This window comes from Sphingomonas abaci, from assembly GCF_014199625.1.
Taxonomy (GTDB): Bacteria; Pseudomonadota; Alphaproteobacteria; order Sphingomonadales; family Sphingomonadaceae; genus Sphingomonas; species Sphingomonas abaci.
The window spans coordinates 1-1,916 of the sequence record NZ_JACHNY010000035.1; the positions used below are offsets into that span (position 1 = coordinate 1).

Sequence of the window (1,916 nt, forward strand, 5' to 3'; positions counted from 1 at the left end):
CTCGAAGCAAAGCTAGTCGGGCGACAGCGCGTATCGAGGGAATATGATCCAGAGTTACTACGGCACTCGCCTTGCTGACATCCCGAGGAACGCGACTTGCGGTCTTTATCTGCTGCGCAGCACTTCAAACCCGAGCTACTATCGCATGGGAGAGAGTGCCGCGATCAAGTCGAGGCTTGGGAGCCACGGCGGCAATCCGCCAAAAGGCAAGTGGAAAAAAGCGCCTAACTTTGCTCAGACGTTTCGACCGTGGGAGCCGATCTGGATCGCGACAATCGGCGATGTCAGCAAGCTGGCGCGTGTAGCTTGCGAGCACCTGCTGTTCGCCGCTTTCGCCGCGCGGTTCCCGCTCGTTGATGAATCGGCATTTGAAGCTGATCTCGACGATGTTGCTCCATTGCTTGAGCTTGCCGAGTCCGCAATGCCGGGATTCGCATCGATCCTGCTGGTCCAAAACCGCGACAAGTTCGACAAAAAGGCGCACTGGGGCATGTCGCAATGAGACTGCATCAAAGAACTAAGTGCCTCACATCGACTTGATCGAACGAGAGCCTGCGCACGGCGTCATTCAGTGCATCGACTCGGTAGCCGCTGCCATAGTTTTCGTGAACGGCGGATCGAGACGATCCTGTCGTCCACCCGCCGAGCAGCAGAGCAATGTCATGATCGATCCGAGCGGCGCGTAGCTCGTCACGAAAGCTGTGGCGGAACGAATGAAATGAGGTGCGGCTCCGCACTGCCCCACTGGCGCGCAGGAATTGGGTGAACCACTTGCTGAAGGCGACCGGGCGCGAGCCGGTTGAGCCCACCTCGATATCGTCGAACAGCTTCTTCTCGCCTCCTTTCCGTTTCGCCTCGGCGAAGTGGAGCAGCCCGCAGTCAATGAGAGTTGGATGGACGGGGATCAGCCGGTCGCTGGCGGTAGTTTTCAGATGCTTGTCGGTGGTGCCATTCAGTGAGCGTCGGCTGACCACGATACAATCGACGCCATCGACCGTTCTGATATCGGTTGCATCAAGCTGGCAGATTTCGCCGAGCCGAGCCCCGGTGAACAGCGCGATGAGCGGCACCCAGAACCGGGCGTTCCGCGGTCGCTGCTTCCCGACCTTGTTGTAACCACGCTCCCCATCGACGCAGCCGCGATAGAGCGGGGCGTTGAAGATCGCGTGCAACTGCTCGCGTTCGAACGGTAGGCGCTTGTCTCGTTTGTTCACCGGATCCGGCAAGCGCAGCCCTCGGGCTGGATTGCGAGCGAGCAGGTCCTCGTTGACCGCCCAGTTCAGGAAGCTGCTCATGTTTGACATCAGCGAGTTGGCATTCGCTGCGCTAATGATCTTGATGTCGCCGCGCAGCCGCGCTCGATCCGCCGCCTCGTGTGGCGATAGCTTCGGGAACAGCTTGCCCGCGTTAGCTGGAAGAAATCGCAGAACGTTCAGCAGTTCACGACAGTGCGTGCGTGAGACGGAGGCCAAAGGAGTCGCCTCGCCAATCACTGCAATGGCGAGCTTACGGCTCGTTTCATACGCCTCCCGCGTGTTGGCGGACCAAGCCCGCGTCGGGTCATTGATGTAGCTTCGATACGCTTCGCCGAGGGTGAGCGGGATGTCAGGCTGGATGCTCGTCGGTGGCGACGGAGCGATCTCAACCACCCGCACGGATAGATCGTCATTCAACGGTCGGATGAGCGTTGAATCCACCGGCAGGCCCGCCATCGCGCGGGCATGCTCAATTTCCAATTCGATCCGCGCCACGACGCTCGGCAAACGACGCACGGCAACGGCGAGGCTGTCCGTGCGCAGCGAGCGCCAGATTTCGAGCCGATTCAGCAGGCGTTGAGCGTCAGCCGGGACGGTGTGGCGATAGTAGAGCTTGTGCCCCCTTTGAAGCACACCGCGAGGCAAATCCCGTAGCAGCTT

At 60.1% G+C, this 1,916-nt stretch carries 2 protein-coding genes; one reads left to right on the forward strand and one right to left on the reverse strand.

What is annotated here, in order from left to right; genetic code table 11:
• Positions 1 to 43: 43 nt before the first annotated feature.
• The gene (locus GGQ96_RS21040; RefSeq protein WP_184117188.1) at positions 44 to 502 is read left to right on the forward strand and encodes a hypothetical protein; all 459 of its coding nucleotides are present in this window, start codon (positions 44 to 46) and stop codon (positions 500 to 502) included.
• Between the two features lie 7 nt (positions 503 to 509).
• Here GGQ96_RS21040 and GGQ96_RS21045 read toward each other — a convergent pair.
• Positions 510 to 1,916 (reverse strand): DUF6538 domain-containing protein (locus GGQ96_RS21045; protein WP_184117189.1); only part of this gene is annotated, 1,407 nt, incomplete at its 5' end.